The organism is Stenotrophomonas sp. NRRL B-14846 (genome assembly GCF_050473585.1).
Lineage (GTDB): Bacteria > Pseudomonadota > Gammaproteobacteria > Xanthomonadales > Xanthomonadaceae > Stenotrophomonas.
This window is the reverse complement of sequence record NZ_JBFLUN010000022.1, coordinates 3,181,121-3,197,224: the sequence shown is the minus strand read 5'-3', so window position 1 is coordinate 3,197,224 and position 16,104 is coordinate 3,181,121. Positions and strand designations below refer to the sequence as shown.

The following is a 16,104-nucleotide window of genomic DNA, read 5'->3' as shown; positions in this document are numbered from 1 at the left end:
CGCCGGGTATCCCCCGGCGCTTTTTTGTAGAGTCGAGCCATGCTCGACTGGCTCTTCAACAGCAGTCGAGCATGGCTCGACTCTACAAGAATGCGAAAACACCAAGGACCTCCGCCATGAAACGACTGATCCTGCTCACCGCCTGCACGCTGGCCCTGGCCGCCTGCAGCAACCCCGAGGAAGAGCGCAAGGCGCAGGAAGCCGCCGCGGCCGCCGTGCAGGCGCAGAAGGAAGCCAAGGCCGAGGACGTCGCCAAGCAGTACGACATGGCCGTGGCCGCGCAGGACTGGGAGCGTGCGCGCCTGCATGGCGCCTCGCTGCTGGACCAGTACAAGGACACCGCCGCCGCCGAGCGCATCGCCGCCGGCTTCGACGAGGTCAAGGCCAAGGGCGATGCCGCGCGCGACCTGCGCCGCATGCAGGCGCTGTGGCAGTACAACCAGATCCCGGTGGGCAGCAAGGGCAACCAGGTCTCGGCGCAGATCTACAGCAAGGAGCGGGTGGACGTGGATGGCAGCGGCGCCAAGCCGGTGCAGCTGGTGTTCCGCGATCACCCGGAATGGAAGCGGCACGCTTACCTGGTGCTGCAGGCCGGTGATTTCCGCTGCCCGCAGTGCACGGTGAAGGTGACCGTGGACGACGGCAAGCCGATTTCCATGGCGGCGTGGCGCCCGAAGACCGATGAAGCCATTGCCCTGTTCATCACCGACCAGAAGGCGCTGTGGAAGCTGGCGCGCAAGGGCAAGTCGATCAGCATCGAGTTCCCGGTCAAGGCTGGCGGCACGCGCACGGCGGTGTTCGAAACCGGCGGTGTCGACGCCAGCCGCATGCCGCAGTGGTGGCAGTGATGATCGCGACGGGCAGCGCAGTGCACGCGTTGTCCGCGATCCGGCACTGGGTGTTCGACATGGACGGCACGCTGACGGTAGCCGTGCATGATTTCGCCGCGATCCGCCGCGCACTGCAGATCGCCGCGGAGGAAGACATCCTCGACCATATCGCAGCGCTGCCGGACGCGCCGGCGCAGGCCAAGCGTGAGTGGCTGCTGGATCACGAACGCGCGCTGGCCGAGGACGCGCTGCCGGCGCCGGGGGCGGTGAAGCTGCTGCGTGCGCTGGCGGCCGACGGTTGCCGGCTGGGCATCCTGACCCGCAACGATCATGCGCTGGCGAAGCTGACGCTGGACGCGATCGGGGTCGGGGAACTGTTCGACGATGCCGACATCATCGGCCGCGATGAAGCGGTGCCCAAGCCCTCGCCGGATGGCCTGCAGCAGCACCTGCGGCGTTGGGGCATCGTGCCGGCAGAGGCGGTGATGGTGGGAGACCACGCTTACGACCTGGAGTGCGGCCGCGCCGCGGGCACCCACACTGTGCTGGTCAACCTGCCGGAGAACCCGTGGCCGGACCACGCCGACTGGCATTTCGCCGATTGCCGCGACCTGTTGGCCGCCTGGCAGCAGAAGGGGTAGTGCCGGCCGCTGGCCGGCAGTGTCGACCAAGGTCGACACCTACCAAGGCACAGGGTGTCGACCAAGGTCGACACCCACCGAGCGGGTGCGCGGGCAGTTCGTTTACGCGCCCAGCGCGTAACCGAACTGCTGCTTGAACTGCTCGTTGAACTCATCAAAGGTGAAGCGCTGGTTCTGCGTGCCCGGGTGCTCGACCTTCAGCGCGCCCATCAGGTTGCCCATGCGGCCGATGGTCAGCCAGTCGTAGCCCTTCTGGATGCCGTAGATCAGGCCGGCGCGGAAGGCGTCACCACAGCCGGTCGGGTCGACCACGCGGCGCTCGTGCGCCGGCGGGATGTCGTAGCTCTTTTCCGGGGTGTGGATGACCGCGCCCTTCGGGCCGCGGGTGGTGATGTAGGCCTTCACCCGGCTGACGATCTCCTTCTCGTCCCAGCCGGTGCGTTCCTGCAGCAGGTTCGACTCGTAGTCGTTGACCACCACGTAGTCGGCCTGCTCGATGAAGGCGCGCAGCTCCGGGCCGTTGAACAGCGGCATGGCCTGGCCCGGGTCGAAGATGAACGGGATACCGTCTTCGTGGAATTCCTGTGCGTTCTGGATCATGCCTTCGCGACCGTCCGGACCGACCAGGCCGAGGGTCACGCCCGGCACGCCACGCACGTGGTTCTCGTAGGAACGCATCATCGCGCCCGGGTGGAAGGCGGTGATCTGGTTGTTGTCGTGGTCGGTGGTGATGAACGCCTGCGGGGTGAACAGCTCATCGATCACGCGCACGCGCGACAGGTCGATGCCCAGGCCGTCGAAGTATTCGCGGTACGGGCCGAAGTCCGAACCCACGGTGCCCATCGGGATCGGCTGGCCGCCCAGCAGGTGCAGGTTGTAGGCGATGTTGCCGGCGCAGCCGCCGAACTCGCGGCGCATGCGCGGCACCAGGAAGGACACGTTCAGGATGTGCACCTTGTCCGGCAGGATGTGATTCTTGAACTGGTCCGGGAACACCATGATGGTGTCGAAGGCAAGAGAACCACAGATCAGAGCGGACATCGATGTAAGCCTATGCGGTGAATTTTGGGGTGGGCCGGCCCGGTTCGGCGGGCAAGCAAACGGCGCCCTTGGGCGCCCGACGGCGCAAAGGTTACCCGCTGGTGCCGCTCAGGGCCAGAACCGGGTGAGACCCGATCAGGCCGAAAGCCTGTGAAGACGCGGGTTCAGCTAGTTTTTTCCTTGCTCGGCGGCAGGCGGGTTGCTAGGCTTGTCGGCCTCGATTTCTGCCCATTTTTTCGCCATCCCGCGGCGGGCACGACACCCCTCAGGACTCCTTCCTCAGATGTTCAAGAAACTCCGTGGCATGTTCTCCAACGACCTGTCCATCGACCTGGGCACGGCCAACACCCTCATCTACGTGCGCGGGCAGGGGATCGTGCTGAACGAGCCGTCGGTCGTGGCCGTGCGCCAGGACCGTGCCATCGGTGGCACCCGCTCGGTGGCAGCCGTGGGCGCCGAAGCCAAGCAGATGCTGGGCCGTACCCCGGGCCACATCACCACCATCCGCCCGATGAAGGACGGCGTCATCGCCGACTTCACCTACACCGAGGCGATGCTCAAGCACTTCATCAAGAAGGTGCACAAGTCGCGCGTGCTGCGCCCGAGCCCGCGCGTGCTGGTCTGCGTGCCGGCCGGCTCGACCCAGGTCGAGCGCCGCGCGATCAAGGAATCGGCCGAGGAAGCCGGTGCCCGTGACGTGTTCCTGATCGAAGAGCCGATGGCGGCCGCGATCGGCGCCGGCATGCCGGTCACCGAAGCCCGTGGCTCGATGGTCATCGACATCGGTGGCGGCACCACCGAAGTGGCGGTGATCTCGCTCAACGGCATCGTCTATTCGGCCTCGGTCCGCATCGGCGGCGACCGCTTCGACGAGTCGATCACCAACTACGTGCGCCGCAACCACGGCATGCTGATCGGTGAAGCCACCGCCGAGCGCATCAAGGTCGAGCTGGGCTGCGCCTACCCGCAGGCGGAAGTGATCGAGATGGAAATCTCCGGCCGCAACCTCGCCGAGGGCGTGCCGAAGATGATCAAGATCAGCTCCAACGAAGTGCTCGAGGCCCTGCACGAGCCGCTGTCGGGCATCGTCAGCGCGGTCAAGCTGGCGCTGGAGCAGACCCCGCCGGAACTGTGCGCCGACGTCGCCGAGCGCGGCATCGTGCTGACCGGTGGTGGCGCCCTGCTGCGCGACCTGGACCGCCTGATCTCCGAGGAAACCGGCCTGCACGTGCAGGTGGCCGACGATCCGTTGACCTGCGTGGCCCGCGGTGGCGGCCGTGCGCTGGAGCTGGTGGACATGCACGGCAACGAGTTCTTTGCGCCGGAATAAGCCGTCTCGGCCGTTCCTGCCCGCCGCGCCCTTCCGGGGTGCGGCCCGCCGCGATGGCGGGCCGGCACCGGCGGGGCGCCCGCGTGTTTCCCTTCCGCCTTCTGCCAGTTGAATCGTTGCCGTGCCGCCCTACGCCGGTCCTCCCGTTGCCTCCCGATCCGGTGATGCCGCCAGCCCCCTGAGGTTGCTGGCTTACCTCGCATTGGCCATCACCCTGATCGTGCTCGACGACCAGGCCGGCTGGCTGGCGCGCCTGCGCGAGCAGGCCAACAGCCTGGTGCAGCCGGTATGGGCGCTGGCTGGCCTGCCCGGCAAGCTTGGCAACCAGGTCAAGGATTCCGCCGCCAGCCACACCCAGCTGGTGACCGAGAACCGCGAACTGCGCAACCAGCTGCTGCTGGCCAATGCGCGCCTGACCCGCCTGCAGACCGCCGCGCTGGACAACGCCCAGCTGCGCGAACTGCTGAACGTGGCCGAGCGCAGTGGCCTGGACGTGCAGCTGGCGCCGATCCTGGACATCGACCTGGACCCGGTGAAGCAGCGGCTGGTGCTTGATGCCGGCACCCGCGAGGGCGTGCATGTCGGCCAGGCGGTGATCGACGCCGGCGGCTTGATGGGGCAGGTGATCAGCGTTACCGGCGGCACCTCCACCGTGCTGCTGCTGACCGACCCCGACCACGCGGTGCCGGTCACCGTGGCCCGCAACGGCGTGCGCCTGATCGTCTACGGCCGCGGCGACAAGCTGGAGCTGCGCGACATTCCGCTAAGCGCCGGCGTGGAGGTGGGCGATGAGATCGTCACCTCCGGTCTCGGTGGGCGCTTCCCGGCCGGCTTCCCGGTCGGCACCATCACCGGCCTGCGCCCGGACGACACCCATGCCTTCCTGGTCGGCGAACTCAAGCCCGCGGCCCAGCTCGACCGCGGCCGCGACGTGCTGCTGCTGCGCCCGGGCGCGGCAATTCGCTTGCCTGTGGCCAGCGAATTGCTTCAGCCAAGTTTGCCTTCGGCAAACCAGGCTGCCGGGGGGGCATCCCACCTTACCCCCGCGCCTTCGGCGCGCCCCCCTCAACAAGAGGTGGGCTCTCCCCCAGCCGGGTCCACGGTAGTGCCGGCCGCTGGCCGGCAACAGCCCTCGTCGCAAACGAGGACTGTTGCTCCCGCATCCTCCCTTACTCCCGCGCCGTCGGCGCGCCCCCCTCAACAAGAGGGGGGCTCTCCCCCGGCCAGCTCCACGGTAGTGCCGGCCGCTGGCCGGCAACCGACCACGCCGGAGGCCCAGCGATGAGCCGCCTGCGCGACAACCCGTGGGTGCTGCCGGCCAGCCTGGTGGTGGCGCTGCTGCTGGGCCTGCTGCCGTTGCCGGCGCTGCTGCAGCCGCTGCGCCCGTACTGGCTGGCGCTGGTGCTGGCGTACTGGGTCATCGAAGCCCCCGAGCGTGTCGGCCTGGGCATCGCCTTCGCAAGCGGCGTGGTGGCCGACCTGCTGTACGGCGGCGTGCTGGGCGAACAGGCGCTGCGGCTGGTGATGCTGGCCTTCATCCTGCAGCGCTTCCGCGCCCGCATCCGCTTCTTCCCGATGTCGCAGCAGATGCTGGCCATCGGCGGCCTGCTGTTCAACGACCGCATCGTCAGCGCGCTGGTCCACATCGTGGTGGATGAGCCGACCCTGCCGTGGTCGTACTGGTGGGCACCGCTGCTGGGCATGGGCCTGTGGCCGCTGGTGTTCGTGCTGCTGGACGCGGTGCGTTTCGGCAAGCGCGGGCGCTGAGCCATGATCCCGCGCCGCCAGGTCAAGAATCCGCACGCCGAAGCCGAACAGTTCCGCCGTCGCGCGGCGCTGGGCTTCCTGGGCGTGCTGGTCTGCCTGCTGAGCCTGGGCGGCTGGTACTTCAAGCTGCAGGTGCTGGACCACGACGTCTACGCCACGCGCTCGGAAGCCAACCGCATCAAGCCGCGGCCGGTGGTGCCCGGGCGCGGCATGATCTACGACCGCAATGGCCGCCTGCTGGCCGAGAACGTGCCGGCGTTCCGCCTGGACGTCACCCCGGACAAGGTCAAGGACATGGACGCCACCCTGGAAGGGCTGGCGAAGATCATCAACATCAGCCCGGAAGAGCTGGAAGCGTTCAACAAGTCGCGCAAGGCGCGCCGCAGGTTCCTGCCGGTCACGCTGAAGCTGCGCATGAGCGACGAGGAAATGGCGCGCTTCGCGGTCGACCGCTGGCGCTTTCCCGGCGTCGAGCTGGAGCCCTACCTGACCCGCCGCTATCCCTACGGCGATCTGTTCGCGCACATCATCGGCTACGTTGGCCGCGTCGATGACAAGGACCTGGAGATCCTCGGCGAAGGCAATGCCGCGCTGACCCACATCGGCAAGTCCGGCCTGGAGCGCTATTACGAGCAGCAGCTGCGCGGCAAGGTCGGCTACGAGCAGGTCGAGACCAACGTGCAGGGGCGTGCGATCCGCACCATCGGCCGCGTCGCCGCGCAGTCCGGCGCCGACCTGCGGCTGTCGATCGACGCCGACCTGCAGCGTGCGATGGTCGCCGCCTTCGGTGACCAGGAAGGCTCGGCGGTGGCGATGGACCCGCGCACCGGCGAAGTGCTGGCGATGGTCAGCCTGCCGTCCTACGACCCCAACCTGTTCGTCAACGGCATCTCGCATGCCGACTTCAAGGCGCTGAACGAAAACCCGTCGCGGCCGCAGTTCAACCGCCTGGTGCTCGGTGGCGTCGCCCCCGGTTCCACGCTGAAGCCGCTGATCGGCCTGGCCGGCCTGGATTCGGGCGTGCGCCGCCCGGAAGACAAGGTGCTGTCCACCGGCATGTTCTACCTGCCGGGCACCTCGCGCGGCTGGGGTGACGCCCACCGTGGCGGCCATGGCTGGACCGACCTGCGCAAGTCCATCGCCGAGTCGGTCAACACCTACTACTACAAGCTGGCGCTGGACCTGGGCATCGAGCGCTTCGACCATTACATGGAGTACTACGGCTTCGGCCAGCCGACCGGCATCGACCTCACCGGCGAGATCGGCGGCATCCTGCCGTCGCCGGCCTACAAGCGGAAGAGCCGCAAGGAAGCCTGGTACCCCGGTGATACGGTCAACATCAGCATCGGCCAGGGCGACTGGAAGGTCACCCCGCTGCAGCTGGCGCGCGGCGTCAGCGCACTGGCTGACGGCCAGCTGCGCACCCCACACCTGGTGATCCAGCAGCGCGACGGTTTCGACAGCGACTGGTCGGCGATGCCGGCTGGCGAGAGCAAGCCGGTCAGCCCCAACCCCAACAACGTGCAGGCCGTGCGCGAGGGCATGATGGCGACCATGCGGCCCGGCGGCAGTGGCTGGCGCGTGGCGGTCGGTGCGCCGTACGTGATGGCCGGCAAGACCGGTACCGCGCAGGTCATCAGCCGAAAGGGCACGGCGGCGGTGAATCCCAAGAGCCTGCCGATGCACCTGCGCCACCGCGCGCTGTTCGTCGGCTTCGCGCCGGTCGAGAACCCGGTGATCGCGATCGCGGTGGCCGTGGAAGGCGGCGGCTACGGTGGTTCGGCGGCCGCGCCGATCGCGCGCAAGGTGTTCGACGCCTACCTGCTGGGCAAGATGCCCGAAGGCATGCAGCCGCTGGACAGCGAGCGCGGCACCACCGCCATCGGCGCCACCGCGTTCGACAACGAAGACGCCGGCGCGCGCCAGGCCGGCGACCTTGCCGCTGCACAGGTGGGAGAACATCCGGTGCTGGTCGGCGTGCCTGCGCCGGAACCGGCGCCTGTACCGCAGCCGGGTACGCCGGCCGCCGCCGCGCTGCCTGCCACGCCGCGCCCGACCCCCGCGGAGCCCGCACGATGAGAGTGTTCCTGCGCTGGGCCGGCGACATGCTGCGCCGCTTCTTCAGCACGCTGGACTGGGTGCTGTGCCTGGCCCTGGGCGCGCTGATGGTGATTGGCCTGGCCACACTGAAGAGCGCCGGTGGCGACGGCCTGGTGATGGCCCAGGGCGCACGTTTCGCGGTGGGCATGGCCGCACTGTGGGGTATCTCGCGGGTGCCGATCCTGCGCATCCGCTCGGCCACGCCGATGATCTACGCGATCTCGATGATCCCGTTGCTGGCGGTGTTCGTGCTGGGCACCGGCAAATACGGCCGGCAGTGGCTGGACCTGAAGTTCTTCTACCTGCAGCCGGCCGAGCTGCTGAAGGTCAGCCTGCCGATGATGGTGGCCTGGTACCTGCACAAGATGCCGTTGCCGCCGCGCTTCAGCACCGTGCTGACCGCGCTGGTCATCATCGGCGTGCCGACCGGCCTGGTGATGCTGCAGCCGGACTTCGGTACCGGCGTGCTGATCGCCGCCAGCGGCGTGTTCGTACTGCTGCTGGCGGGCCTGCCGTGGTGGTGGGTCGGCCTGGGCGTGGGCGGCGTGGCCGCGGTCGCGCCGGTGGCCTGGTTCTGGCTGCTGCGGCCGTACCAGAAGGACCGCATCATGATGTTCCTGGACCCGGAGATGGACGCACTGGGTGCCGGCTGGAACATCATCCAGTCGAAGATCGCGATCGGTTCCGGCGGCTTCGACGGCAAGGGCTGGGGCGAGGGCTCGCAGTCGCACCTGAACTTCATTCCCGAACAGACCACCGACTTCGCGTTCTCGGTGCTGAGCGAGGAGTTCGGCTGGATCGGCGTGGCCACCGTGCTGGCGCTGTACCTGGTGGTGATCGGGCGCTGCCTGTGGATCGCCAGCCAGTCGCGCGACTCCTATTCACGCCTGCTGGCCGGCGCCACCGGCTTGGCGTTCTTCGTCTACGTGCTGGTCAACGGCGGGATGATTTCCGGCCTGCTGCCGGTGGTGGGCGTGCCGATGCCGCTGATCAGCTACGGTGGTACCTCGGCAGTCTCGCTGCTGGCCGGCTTCGGCCTGGTGATGGCGGTGCGCAGCCACAATCCAGTGCACGGCGGCTACGGGTAACTCATGCCCGCGCTCTTCCGTAGAGTCGAGCCATGCTCGACTGCTTCTGCTGCATGAAATGCAGTCGAGCATGGCTCGACGCTACAAACGCAGGAGCACCCTGACAGCTTCACGCAAGCGCCCGTTGCTACCGTGGCCAGCGTGGAATGGAAACGACTGCTTGGCGGCTGCCGTGAGGTGGTGCGCACCATCGATCTGCCTTTGCTGGCCGCCTTGTTGATCCTGATGGGCGCGGGCCTGGCGGTGCTGCACAGCGTGTCCGGGCCGGTGGGTGGCCAGGCAGCGCGCTTTGCCGGTGGGCTGCTGGCCATGTGGCTGCTGTCGCGCGTGTCGCTGCTGCGCCTGCGTGCATGGACACCGGCGTTGTATGCGCTGTCGATGTTGCCGCTGATGGCGGTGTACGTGATCGGCACCGGCAAGTACGGGCAGCGCTGGCTCAACCTGGGCGTGTTCTACCTGCAGCCGTCCGAGCTGCTCAAGCTCAGCCTGCCGTTGATGATGGCGTGGTACCTGCACCGGCAACCACTGCCGCCGTCGCCGCGCACGGTACTGACCGCCGCAGTGCTGATCGGCGTGCCGGCGGTGCTGATCCTGATGCAGCCCAACCTCGGCACCGCCACCTTGGTCACCGCCAGCGGCGTGTTTGCATTGTTGCTGGCTGGACTGCACTGGGGCTGGGTGGCGACGGGTGCGGCAGGGCTGGCGGTGGCTGCACCCCTGGCCTGGTTCGGCCTGCTGCGGCAGTACCAGAAGGATCGCGTGCTGACCTTCCTCGACCCGGCGGCAGACCCGCTCGGCACCGGCTGGAACATCCTGCAGTCGCGCATCGCGATCGGTTCCGGTGGCTGGGAGGGGCGTGGCTGGGGGCAGGGCACCCAGGCCACGCTGGATTTTCTGCCCGAGTACACCACCGACTTCGCATTTTCGGTGCTGGCCGAAGAGTTCGGCTGGATCGGCGTGGCGACGCTGTTTGCGCTGTACCTGTTCGTGGTCGGGCGTTGCCTGTGGATCGCAGTGCACGCGCGCGACACGCATGCACGGTTGCTGGCCGGCAGCCTGGGGCTGGCGTTCTTCGTCTATGTGCTGGTGAACGGTGGAATGATTTCCGGCCTGCTGCCGGTGGTGGGCATTCCGATGCCGCTGATCAGCTACGGCGGGACATCGGCGGTCTCGCTGTTGGCAGGCATCGGGTTGGTGATGGCGGTACGCGGGCACCGGCCCGTGCACGGGGGATAGGGTTTCCAGCCAACGGCGCAGCCCCTCGTGGGTGGAGTTGGTCGCTGAAAGCCGGATTGCTGAGGGCTGGCCGGGTGGGTGGGCAGTGCGGGGACGCCGTGAACCCATCCATGGGGGCTTGGCCGCGGCATCCATGCCGCGGACACCCCGCACTGCCCACCCACCAGGCCGCTGGCAGATTCCGTGTTCGTCTACCCACGGAAAAGAAAAAGAAGATCAAAAGCAAAAGCAGCTTGGCCGCCCGCTTCATTGCTTGCTGTAGAGCCGAAGGCAGCGGCAGGAGCCGCTGCCAACGTCGCCCATGGCGACGGCCCGAAGGGTGCCGGTCAGGACGACCGGCATAGCCATGCTCGGCTCACGAGCAAGCGCAGCGTCGCGATCCGCTTTTGATCTTCTTTTTCTTCTCCGTGGGTGGCAGACCTCCGAAATCTGTCAGAGGCCGGTCGGGTTGGGTACGCGGGGGTGTCAGCCGCATGGATGCGGCTGCCAAGCCTCCAGGGACGGATTCACGGCGTCCCCCGCGTACCCAACCCGACCGGCCCACCCGCGACTTCTGCTTTCAGCGACCAACTCCACCCACGAGGGGCTGCGCCGTTGGCTGGAACCTTCCTGACTCTGCGCAACGTCCGTTGTGGAATCGTTCTCACAACGACGCACAGCAGCACGCGCTCTGACCAATTTCCAGAAAAAATGCTAGCTGGTTCACACTTTTACAGCGCGTTGATCTTGATCAATGGACTTGTCGTAATCGGCCTGCACAATGGCGGCCCGTTCGGCACGGCGCGCCGTCAATCGATGCAGCGCGAGGGGGCGTCGGGCGGGAAGCAGTACTGATCCAACGGGTACAGGGAGCGCGGGGTACTGCCACTGGGGAGCGGCAGCCGCGCAGGTACCGACCGGATCCGGTCGCCGGTTGCGTCTGCGGGGATGGGGACGCAACCGGCAACCTCTATCTGAATGGGGAAGGGTGATCACGACGTCTTCACATTTCCCGCTGAACGCGGGCAAATCGTTGTGATTCATGGTGTTAGGGGTTTTAATTCATCCATGACCTGCTAACCTGCGACGATGATTCGACGCACTCTGGCCTGCATGCTCACCCTCGGCCTGGTCGCCTGCGCGACCCAGCCGAAGTCCCCACCGTCTTCGCCCCAGGCCAGCAGTACGCCGCGCCAACCCGCCGCCAAGGCCCATGGCCCGGCCGAGGCTGCGCCCGAAGCCACCGCTGCCACCGCGCCGCCGGTCGATCTCACCCCGGTGCCGTTCGAGGTCGCGCGGGCCCGCTTCATTGCCGATACCGCCAAGCGCTATGGCCTGAAGCCGGAGCAGATCAGCAGCGTGCTCGACCAGGCGCAGGTGCGCCAGCCGATCATCGCCGCGATGTCGCGCCCGGCCGAGCGGGTGAAGCCGTGGAACGAATACCGGCCGATGTTCATCAGCAAGGCGCGCATCGATGGCGGCCGCGCGTTCCTGGCCCAGCACCGCGCCGAACTGGATCGCGTGCAGCAGCGCACCGGCGTGCCGGCCGAAGTGATCGTGGCGATCATCGGCGTGGAAACCAGCTACGGCAAGAATGCCGGCAGCCATCGCGTGCTCGATGCGCTGTACACGCTGGCGTTCTATTACCCGCGCAGCGGCGACCCGGCCAAGCTGGAACGCGAAGTGCGCCGCGAGCTGTTCTTCCGCGATGAGCTGGCCAAGCTGTTCGAGCTGGGCCGCGAAGAGAACCTGGACATCACCACGCTCAAGGGCAGCTATGCCGGCGCGATGGGCATGGGCCAGTTCATGCCGTCCAGCTATCTGGATTACGCCGTGGACGGAAACGGTGATGGCCGCCGCGACCTGTTCACCAGCTACGACGACGTGTTCTCGTCCATCGCCAACTACTTCGTGAAGAAGGGCGGCTGGGTACGCGGCGGGCAGGTGGCCGTGCCGGCCACGCTGGCGCCGGGACGCGAGGAGTTCAACCCGACCGAATGGATGCCGACCTGGTCGATGGCCGACCTGGCGCAGCGCGGCTACCAGCCGAGCGCGCCGGTACAGCCGGGCGCCACCGCCACGCCGATCACGCTTGAAGGCAGCACCGGCAAGCAGTACTGGCTGGGCTTCCAGAACTACTACGCGATCACCCGCTACAACCTCTCGAAGATGTACGCGATGGCCGTGTTCCAGTTGTCCCAGGCCATCGCCGGACAGGAGCTGCCCCCGGCATGAACATCAGATGGCTGGTCCCAGGCTTGATCGTCCTCGCGTTGGCTGCCTGCAGCAGCGCGCCGAAGAAGCCGGCCACGGCCGGCCATGGTGGCAAGTCCAGCGGCACCCTGGTGCAGGGGCGCGGCTCGCGGCCGGCACACTGCCCGGAAGGCTCGCCGTACGCGGCGGCCAAGGAAGACCTGAGCACCCGTGGCAACTACACCGCCGGTGGCCTGTACAAGCCGGGCGTGCGTGACAGCACGCCGGACTACATTCCCAACGTGGCCTGCATTCCCGAGCCGGAAGTGACCGCCGAGGAGCGCTCGGCGATCGGCAACAAGTCGCCGTACGTGGTGCTGGGCAAGTCCTACAAGGTGCTCGACGACACCCGCAACTATGTCGAGCGCGGCACCGCGTCGTACTACGGCGCCAAGTTCCATGGCCGCCTGACCTCCAACCGCGAGGTCTACGACATGTACCAGTTCACCGCCGCGCACAAGACGCTGCCGCTGCCCAGCTTCGCCCGCGTGACCAACCTCGACAACGGCGAGTCGGTGATCGTGCGCGTCAACGACCGGGGGCCGTTCCATGATGGCCGCGTGGTTGATCTGAGCTATGCCGCCGCCGTGCGCCTGGGCATCACCCAGCGCGGCACCGGCAACGTCGAAGTGCGCGCGCTGCAGCCGGGCGAGAGCAACCTGCTGGCGCAGAAGCCGTCGCGCCGCGAGCGTCGTGCCGCCGAAGCGGCAGCCGCGGTGGCCAGTGCGCGCCCGGCACCGACCGCACGCGCAACCGCCGACAGCGATATCGATCGCTTGGTCAAGGGCCTGCCGGCCGATGGCATGCCGGCGCGTGGCCAGCCGGCCACCACCCAGGGCGTGGCCAGCACCGTGCCGGACGTGGCGGTCAGCAGCCTGCCGCCGAGTGCGCCGCCGGTGCGCAGCACTGCACCGGCAACGGTCGCCACCGCCAGCACCGCGCCGCGTGCCGTCGCACCGGCACCCGTGCGTACCGTCGCCGCCACGCCGGCGGCACCCAGCCTGTCGCAGCAGGTGGTGGGCGCGGTGATGGTGCAGGTCGCCAGCTTCTCCAGCCGCGACAACGCCAACCGCGCGATGGGCCAGCTCAATGCCGCCGGCATCGTCGGCGCGACCATCAGCGATATCGCCGCCGGTGGCCGCACGCTGTTCCGCCTGCGCGTTCCCGCCAACGACCATGCCAGTGCCGCGGAACTTGTCGGCCGCATCGCCGGTCTGGGCCTGGGTTCGCCGCAGATCGTCAAGGATTGATCCGCCCGGGCCGGTGCTGCCGGCCCATGCTCCCCCGGCCTTACAATGGCCGTTACGTTCCACCCTCCATTCCCGGCCGTCCCCTGGAGCCTGCTGTCCCATGAATTTCCGTTCCGCCGCCACCGCCCTGGCCGCCACCCTGGTGGTGGGCCTGGCTTCCGCCCAGACGCCGCTGCCGACCCCGGCCACGCCGGCGCCTGCCGCCGCTGCCGCTGCCCCGGCCACCGTCGCCACTCCGCCGGCCCCGGCGCCGAGCGTGTCCAAGGCCTGGGTCCTGATGGATTACGCCACCGGCCAGGTGCTGGCCGGCGAGAACGTCCACGAGCAGCTGGCCCCGGCCAGCATCACCAAGGTGATGACGTCCTACGTGATCGCCGCCGAGGTCAAGAACGGCAAGGTCCGTGCGGATGACCAGGTGATGATGAGCGAGCGCGCCTGGCGCGAAGGTGGCGCCGGCACCGACGGCAGCTACAGCGGCTTCCCGGTCAACCAGACCGCACGCCTGGAAGACATGGAAAAGGGCATGGCGATCCAGTCCGGCAATGACGCCGCGATTGCCCTGGCCGAGCACGTGGCCGGCAGCGAAGAAGCCTTTGCGTCGCTGATGAACAGCTACGCCGCCAAGATCGGCATGAAGGACTCGCACTTCGTCAACGCCCACGGCCTGACCGCACAGGGCCACCACAGCACCGCCTACGACCTGGCGCTGCTGGGCCGCGCGATGGTGCGTGATTACCCGGAAACCTACGCGTACAACAAGATCAAGGAATTCCAGGTCGGCAACATCAAGCAGCCGAACCGCAACCTGCTGCTGTGGCGCGATGGCAGCGTGGACGGCATCAAGACCGGCCACACTTCCGAAGCCGGCTACTGCCTGATGAGCTCGGCCCAGCGTGGCGACCAGCGCCTGATCGCCGTGGTGCTGGGTGGCGCGTCGGAGAAGCAGCGTGCCGACGACAGCCTGGCCCTGCTGAACTGGGGCTTCCGCTTCTTTGAGACCCACCGCCTGTACGAACCGGGCAAGGCCGTGGCCGAGCACAAGGTCTGGAAGGGCACCACCGACAAGGTGCAGCTGGGCGTGGCCCAGCCGATGCTGGTGAGCGTGCCGCGCGGCCGCTACAACGACCTGAAGCCGAGCATCGACGTGCCCAAGACCCTGGAAGCACCGTTCACCGCCGGCCAGCAGATCGGCACCGTGAAGGTCACCCTGGATGGCAAGGTCATCGCCGAGGCACCGCTGGTGGCCGTGGCCGCCGTCGAGCAGGCCGGCTTCTTCAAGCGCCTGTGGGACAGCTTCTGGATGTGGTGGGAATCGGAATGATCCACGCCCCGGCGTGGTGAACGAAAAGGCCGGCGAATGCCGGCCTTTTCTGTTTCGGGATGCCGCTTGCGCATGAATCCCGCCGGATGTGGGTAGTGCCGGCCGCTGGCCGGCTCCTCATGAACCCATCCGGATATGCCGGCAGCCGGCCAGGGGTGTGCCGACCAACGGTCGGCACCTACAGCGAGCGGCTGATGGTGAAGCTGCCGAACACCGGCGACTGGCGCTGGCCATCGAATTCGCGGGTGCTGTGGTAGCGCGCGACTGCGAATTTCCAGCGCCCACGCATCACCGCGATGCCGTAGCCGCCCTGGGCCACGACGTGGCGCTTGTCAACGCTGTGGCTGCTGCGGAACGTGTTGCCGTCCAGGGTGATGTCGCGGATCATCCACGCCGCGTCGGTGGTCACGAACAGGTGCCATGACCAGCCGTTGGGACGACCACCACGGGTCGGTGCGGTGTTCTCGCCGGCCGGACGCAACGGTGTGCTGCCGAAATCATCGGGCAGCTTCCAGCCGAAACGCACTTCGCCACCGGCATTGGCCTTGGTTTCCAGGTTGCCGATCGCACCACCGTAGTGGCTGATCGCATCCCAGCCCCAGCCGCCGGCATTGACGCTGGCATCGGCCGGCCAGCGGCGCATGCGCTCGTGGGTCAGCATGAACACCGGTTCGTTGTGCAGCTGGTTGTCCCAGCCCTCGAACTTCTTGTCGCCCAGGAGGTTGTGCACCGCGTCCTGCACCTGCTTGCCCTGTGCCCACGGGCCGACCACGCCCAGCGTCAGCTGGGTGGTCTGCAGGCGGTCGCCACTGCGCGCGTTGAAGCCGAAGCTGGCGATCAGCACGCCGGCATACGGGCGGTCATCCTTGATCAGATCGCGGCGGGCCGGGTCGGTCGGGGTGAAGATGCCCTGGCCGATGCTGAAGATCATGTTCTGCTGTTCGAACCTGCCGGGGTGCAGGCCTTCCAGGTACTGGTTCACCCAGCGCGCCATGCGCGGCAGGCAGGGGTCGTCGGTGTAGTCGACCAGGTTCGGCGAGACCAGGGTCAGCTGCGCGCCGTTGGTGTAGCCCTGGTCCTGGTGGCGGCCACCGAACAGGTCGTTGTCGACGCGGAAATTGATCTGCGGCGGGTGGTCGCGCATGGCGTCCGGGCCACATTGTTCGGCCGCCTGGGCGGCAAGGGGAAGGGTAGCGGCCAGCAGGCCGGCCAGCCCGAGGGCTGCGACACTACGCATGGGTGGAATGCTCATGGGGAAGGGGGCGGTT

13 protein-coding genes are annotated in these 16,104 nt (G+C 67.9%); 11 read left to right on the top strand and 2 right to left on the bottom strand.

Going from position 1 to position 16,104, the window contains the following annotated elements:
- The first annotated feature begins 116 nt into the window (after nt 1-116).
- Both AB1281_RS16885 and AB1281_RS16880 read left to right on the top strand, forming a co-directional pair.
- Nucleotides 117-848, top strand: a complete 732-nt coding sequence (locus tag AB1281_RS16885) for a hypothetical protein (RefSeq protein WP_164119388.1) — start codon at nt 117-119, stop codon at nt 846-848.
- Entirely contained in the window at nt 848-1,471 is a 624-nt protein-coding gene (locus tag AB1281_RS16880; RefSeq protein ID WP_430346461.1) for an HAD family hydrolase, read from the top strand. The genes AB1281_RS16885 and AB1281_RS16880 overlap by 1 nt, the downstream gene beginning before the upstream one ends.
- A 102-nt stretch (nt 1,472-1,573) precedes the next feature.
- On the opposite strand, the gene AB1281_RS16875 is transcribed toward AB1281_RS16880, so the two are convergent.
- A complete protein-coding gene (locus tag AB1281_RS16875) occupies nt 1,574-2,512 on the bottom strand; it encodes a carbohydrate kinase family protein (protein WP_014038522.1) in 939 nt (312 codons plus the stop codon).
- Between the two features lie 283 nt (nt 2,513-2,795).
- On the opposite strand from AB1281_RS16875, the gene AB1281_RS16870 reads away from it, so the two are divergent.
- The 9 genes from AB1281_RS16870 (at nt 2,796) to AB1281_RS16830 (ending at nt 14,836) form a co-directional block, all read left to right on the top strand.
- Nucleotides 2,796-3,842, top strand: a complete 1,047-nt coding sequence (locus AB1281_RS16870) for a rod shape-determining protein (RefSeq protein ID WP_005419402.1) — start codon at nt 2,796-2,798, stop codon at nt 3,840-3,842.
- 121 nt (nt 3,843-3,963) lie between these two features.
- Nucleotides 3,964-5,127, top strand: a complete 1,164-nt coding sequence (gene mreC, locus AB1281_RS16865) for a rod shape-determining protein MreC (protein ID WP_430346460.1) — start codon at nt 3,964-3,966, stop codon at nt 5,125-5,127.
- Nucleotides 5,124-5,609 (top strand): rod shape-determining protein MreD, encoded by a 486-nt coding sequence (gene mreD / locus AB1281_RS16860; protein WP_005419400.1) that lies wholly within the window; start codon nt 5,124-5,126, stop codon nt 5,607-5,609. Before mreC ends, mreD begins: the two co-directional genes overlap by 4 nt.
- A gap of 3 nt (nt 5,610-5,612) precedes the next feature.
- Entirely contained in the window at nt 5,613-7,688 is a 2,076-nt protein-coding gene (mrdA, locus tag AB1281_RS16855; RefSeq protein ID WP_430346459.1) for a penicillin-binding protein 2, read from the top strand.
- Nucleotides 7,685-8,797, top strand: coding sequence for a rod shape-determining protein RodA (rodA, locus tag AB1281_RS16850; RefSeq protein ID WP_014038519.1), 1,113 nt, complete (start codon nt 7,685-7,687; stop codon nt 8,795-8,797). The genes mrdA and rodA (AB1281_RS16850) overlap by 4 nt, the downstream gene beginning before the upstream one ends.
- A gap of 141 nt (nt 8,798-8,938) precedes the next feature.
- Complete coding sequence (rodA, locus tag AB1281_RS16845; protein WP_170871752.1) at nt 8,939-10,033, top strand: rod shape-determining protein RodA; 1,095 nt, start codon at nt 8,939-8,941, stop codon at nt 10,031-10,033.
- Nucleotides 10,034-11,101: 1,068 nt separating this feature from the next.
- Complete coding sequence (gene mltB / locus AB1281_RS16840; protein ID WP_049480366.1) at nt 11,102-12,247, top strand: lytic murein transglycosylase B; 1,146 nt, start codon at nt 11,102-11,104, stop codon at nt 12,245-12,247.
- The gene (locus tag AB1281_RS16835; RefSeq protein WP_430346458.1) at nt 12,244-13,515 is read left to right on the top strand and encodes a septal ring lytic transglycosylase RlpA family protein; all 1,272 of its coding nucleotides are present in this window, start codon (nt 12,244-12,246) and stop codon (nt 13,513-13,515) included. Before mltB ends, AB1281_RS16835 begins: the two co-directional genes overlap by 4 nt.
- A gap of 100 nt (nt 13,516-13,615) precedes the next feature.
- A complete protein-coding gene (locus AB1281_RS16830) occupies nt 13,616-14,836 on the top strand; it encodes a D-alanyl-D-alanine carboxypeptidase family protein (RefSeq protein ID WP_049447834.1) in 1,221 nt (406 codons plus the stop codon).
- 178 nt (nt 14,837-15,014) lie between these two features.
- Here the strand turns inward: AB1281_RS16830 and AB1281_RS16825 are convergent, their stop codons facing one another.
- Nucleotides 15,015-16,073 (bottom strand): lipid A deacylase LpxR family protein, encoded by a 1,059-nt coding sequence (locus AB1281_RS16825; protein WP_197622230.1) that lies wholly within the window; start codon nt 16,071-16,073, stop codon nt 15,015-15,017.
- Nucleotides 16,074-16,104: the final 31 nt, after the last annotated feature.